The sequence below is a fragment of the Blastococcus sp. CT_GayMR20 genome (assembly GCF_004570345.1).
In genome coordinates, this window is sequence record NZ_SPQM01000249.1 from 1 (window position 1) to 4,243 (window position 4,243).

The window sequence follows — 4,243 nt, forward strand, 5'->3', positions numbered from 1 at the left end:
TCGGCCTCCACCTGGGCGACGTCCTTCTCCTCGCTCATCCCGATGGGGCCCTCGCGGCGGCCGTTGAGGAACTGGCGGACCACCGGCTCCTGCGAGGTGAGCAGCTGCTCGCGCGGGCCGAACATCACCAGGTTGCGGCGGAACAGCAGACCCAGGTTGTCCGGGACCGTCCGCGCCGTCCCGATGTCATGGGTGACGATGAGGAACGTCGCGTCGATCTGGGCGTTGAGGTCGACGATCAGCTGGTTGAGGTAGGCGACGCGGACCGGGTCGAGACCGGAGTCCGGCTCGTCGAACAGGATGATCTCGGGGTCGAGCACCAGGGCGCGGGCGAGGCCGGCGCGCTTGCGCATACCTCCGGAGATCTCACCGGGGAGCTTTCCCTCGGCACCCTGCAGACCGACCATGTCCATCTTCTCGAGGACGATGCTCTTGATCTCCGACTCGCTCTTCTTGGTGTGCTCGCGCAGCGGGAAGGCGATGTTGTCGAAGAGGTTCATCGACCCGAAGAGCGCGCCGTCCTGGAACAGGACGCCGAACAGCTTCCGGATCTCGTAGAGATTGTGCTCGCTGGTCCGGACGATGTCGGTGTCCTTGATGACGATCGAGCCCTTCTCGGGCTTGAGCAGACCGACCAGCGACTTCAGGAACACCGACTTGCCGGTGCCCGACGGGCCGAGCAGGACCGAGATCTCCCCCGGCGGCAAGGTCAGGGTGACGTCGCTCCAGATGTTCTGGCTGCCGAACGACTTGGTCAGCCCCTCGACCTCTACTGCGACGCCCACGACTGCCTGCCCCTCCGCTCCGGCTGCGTTGCCGGTTCCCCGCCCCGTCGCATCGACGAGCCCCGGCAGTGTGCGACGTCCCGGTTGTGTCCGCATCCGGACGCCGGTGAGCCGCTTCTACTGACGAGTAACGACAATGCGGGGACAAGGTTACGTGTGTCACGGGTTTCCCGTGACCTGGATCTCCACACATCCTCCTGCCGGGCACGGATTCCCCTGTTCGGGGGGATGCAGCAGGGGCCGCCCTCCCGAAGGAGGACGGCCCCTGCTACGTGCTGTGGTGCGTTCCCCGACTACGCCGGGGACGGTGTCACTTGACGGTGACGGTGGCGCCGGCGCCCTCGAGGGCGGCCTTGGCCTTGTCAGCAGCGTCCTTGGCGACCTTCTCCAGGACCGGCTTCGGCGCGTTGTCGACCAGGTCCTTGGCCTCCTTGAGGCCGAGCGAGGTCAGGCCGCGCACCTCCTTGATGACCTGGATCTTCTTGTCGCCGGCCGCCTCGAGGATGACGTCGAACTCGTCCTGCTCGGCAGCGGCCTCGTCGCCACCGCCGCCGCCACCGGCGGCGGGAGCGGCCGCGACGGCCACGGGGGCAGCAGCGGTGACGTCGAACGTCTCCTCGAACTGCTTCACGAAGTCGGACAGCTCGAGGAGGGTCATCTCCTTGAACGCGTCGAGCAGGTCCGAGCTGGAAATCTTGGCCATGTCTGTCTCCTTCTGGGTCAGTCGTCGCTGGCCGCGTCGGCGGCTGCGGATTCGGTGGCCGGGGGGGCCGTCTCGGGGGTGGTGTCAGCAGCAGCGCTGTCGGCGTCCGCGGCGGGAGCCTCGGCAGCCGGGGCGTCGTCGGCGGCGGGAGCGGCAGCCTCGGCGGGCTTCTTCTCCTGCAGCGCGGCGGCGAGTCGGGCCATCTGGGACAGCGGGGCCTGGAACAGCCCGGCAGCCTTGGTCAGGTTGCCCTTCATCGCGCCGGCCAGCTTGGCCAGGAGCACCTCACGGCTCTCGACGTCGGCGAGGCGGGTGACCTCGCGGGCGTCGACCGTGCGGCCCTCGACGACGCCGCCCTTGACGACGAGCATCGGGTTGGCCCGGGCGAAGTCACGGATGGCCTTCGCGGCCTCGACCGGGTCACCCTCGATGAAGGCGATCGCGGTCGGTCCGTTGAGCAGCGGGGCGAGGTCGGAGAAACCGACCGAGTCCGCCGCCCGCTTCGTCAGGGTGTTCTTGACGACGGCGTAGCTGCTGCCCGCACCGAGGGAACGACGCAGCTGGGTCAGCTGCGCCACGGTCAGCCCGCGGTACTCGGTGAGCACGGCCGCACTGGAGTTCTGGAACCGCTCGGTGATCTCGTCGATCACCGCGGCCTTCGCCTGCGTGGGCATGGGCCTCCTCTCGTCAGTCGGGCGACCACCGGCCGGCGTACAACGGCGTTCGGTGGCCCCGGAGACGAGGAACGCCCCGGCGCAGGGCGCACGGGGCGAGGGACGCGCGAGCGCGCGTCGATCGAACCGTCCTCCTGCGCGGGTCGCCCGGAGCTCCGGGACCTTCGATCGCACGCGGACGTGCGACGACCAGCGGTCTTGGGGGGAACGTCGACAAGAGTACGCGATACCAGGACGGCCCCGCCGCGTGGGTACGCGGCGGGGCCGTCCTGGCTCACCTCGTGGGTTCCTGGCTCACCGTCGACGGTGAGCCAGGAACCCTGGTGATCAGGTCACCTGATCATCAGGCGGTGGGCTCGTCCACCAGCATGTTGCGGGTGCGGTTCGGGTCGACCGGGATGCCCGGGCCCATCGTCGTCGAGACGGTCACCTTCTTCAGGTACCGGCCCTTCGCCGACGACGGCTTGGCGCGCAGGACCTCGTCGAGGGCGGCCGCGTAGTTCTCCACCAGCTTGGCCTCGTCGAAGGACGTCTTGCCGATGACGAGGTGCAGGTTCGCCTGCTTGTCGACGCGGAAGTTGATCTTCCCGCCCTTGATGTCGTTGACGGCCTTGGTGACGTCCGGGGTCACCGTGCCGGTCTTCGGGTTCGGCATCAGGCCGCGGGGGCCGAGGATGCGGGCGATGCGGCCCACCTTGGCCATCTGGTCCGGGGTCGCGATCGCCGCGTCGAAGTCCAGGAAGCCGCCCTGGATCCTCTCGATCAGGTCGTCGGAACCGACGACGTCGGCGCCGGCGGCCTCGGCCTCGGCGGCCTTGTCACCGGTCGCGAAGACGATGACGCGAGCGGTCTTGCCGGTGCCGTGGGGCAGGTTGACCGTGCCGCGGACCATCTGGTCGGCCTTGCGCGGGTCGACGCCCAGCCGCATCGCGACCTCGACGGTTGCGTCGTAGGACGTCGTCGACGTCTCCTTGGCCAGCTTGGCGGCCTGGAGCGGGCTGTACAGGTTGTCGCGGTCGACCTTCTCGGCCACTGCGCGGAACTTCTTGCCGTGCTTCGCCATGGTGTTTCCTCTCCGGGGGGCTCCGTCGTGATGAGCAGAGCCCCGGTCGTGTGGTGAACGGGCCTGGCGAGGCCCTCCCACTGATACGTGGTGGAGCTGGGGCTCAGCCGGTGACCGTGATGCCCATCGACCGGGCGGTGCCGGCGATGATCTTCTCGGCCTGGTCGAGGTCGTTGGCGTTGAGGTCGGCCATCTTGGTGGTGGCGATCTCGCGGACCTGGTCACGGGTGACCGTGGCGACCTTCGTCTTGTGCGGCTCGCCCGATCCCTTGTCGACGCCGGCGGCCTTGAGCAGCATGCGTGCGGCCGGCGGGGTCTTGGTGACGAACGTGAACGACCGGTCCTCGAAGACCGAGATCTCGACCGGGATGACGTTGCCGCGCTGCGACTCGGTCGCGGCGTTGTAGGCCTTGCAGAACTCCATGATGTTGACGCCGTGCTGGCCGAGCGCCGGACCCACGGGCGGGGCGGGGGTGGCCGCACCGGCGTTGATCTGGAGCTTGATGACCGCGGTCAACCGCTTCCTGGGGGGCATGACTTCCTTCTATCTCTGCTGATCCGGTCCGGGTGGACCGCTCAGATCTTTGACACCTGGTTGAACGACAGCTCGACGGGCGTCTCGCGGCCGAAGATGGAGACCAGCACCTGCAGCTTCTGCTGCTCGGCGTTGATCTCGTTGATCGTGGCGGGGAGCGTCGCGAACGGCCCGTCCATGACGGTGACCGACTCCCCGACCTCGAAGTCGACGACGGCGGTCGGCGCGGCCGCGGCGCCGCCCGAGGCGGCCTCGCCACCTGTGGCCCGGGCGGCCTGCGGCGTGGTCGCGGGGACGAGGATCTTCACGACCTCGTCGAGGGTCAACGGCGAGGGCTTGGACGTCGCGCCGACGAAGCCGGTGACGCCCGGGGTGTTCCGGACGGCGCCCCACGACTCGTCGTTGAGCTCCATGCGCACGAGCAGGTAGCCCGGCAGGACCTTGCGGTTGACCTGCGCGCGCTTGCCGTTCTTGATCTCGGTG

At 68.8% G+C, this 4,243-nt stretch carries 5 protein-coding genes and 1 pseudogene; all 6 read right to left on the minus strand.

Annotated features, from left to right (window positions below):
• On the minus strand, positions 1 to 785 hold a 785-nt coding region (locus E4P40_RS26675; RefSeq protein WP_135161325.1), incomplete at its 3' end, for an ATP-binding cassette domain-containing protein.
• A gap of 310 nt (positions 786 to 1,095) precedes the next feature.
• Positions 1,096 to 1,479 (minus strand): 50S ribosomal protein L7/L12, encoded by a 384-nt coding sequence (rplL, locus tag E4P40_RS26680; RefSeq protein WP_348519658.1) that lies wholly within the window; start codon positions 1,477 to 1,479, stop codon positions 1,096 to 1,098.
• A 176-nt stretch (positions 1,480 to 1,655) separates the two neighbouring features.
• Positions 1,656 to 2,162: pseudogene (gene rplJ, locus E4P40_RS26685) on the minus strand (50S ribosomal protein L10); the annotation flags it as partial.
• Positions 2,163 to 2,505: 343 nt separating this feature from the next.
• A complete protein-coding gene (rplA, locus tag E4P40_RS26690; protein ID WP_116451038.1) occupies positions 2,506 to 3,225 on the minus strand; it encodes a 50S ribosomal protein L1 in 720 nt (239 codons plus the stop codon).
• Between the two features lie 103 nt (positions 3,226 to 3,328).
• Complete coding sequence (gene rplK, locus E4P40_RS26695) at positions 3,329 to 3,760, minus strand: 50S ribosomal protein L11 (RefSeq protein ID WP_135161328.1); 432 nt, start codon at positions 3,758 to 3,760, stop codon at positions 3,329 to 3,331.
• A gap of 41 nt (positions 3,761 to 3,801) precedes the next feature.
• The coding region (gene nusG, locus E4P40_RS26700) for a transcription termination/antitermination protein NusG (RefSeq protein ID WP_135161329.1) at positions 3,802 to 4,243 on the minus strand (442 nt) is incomplete at its 5' end.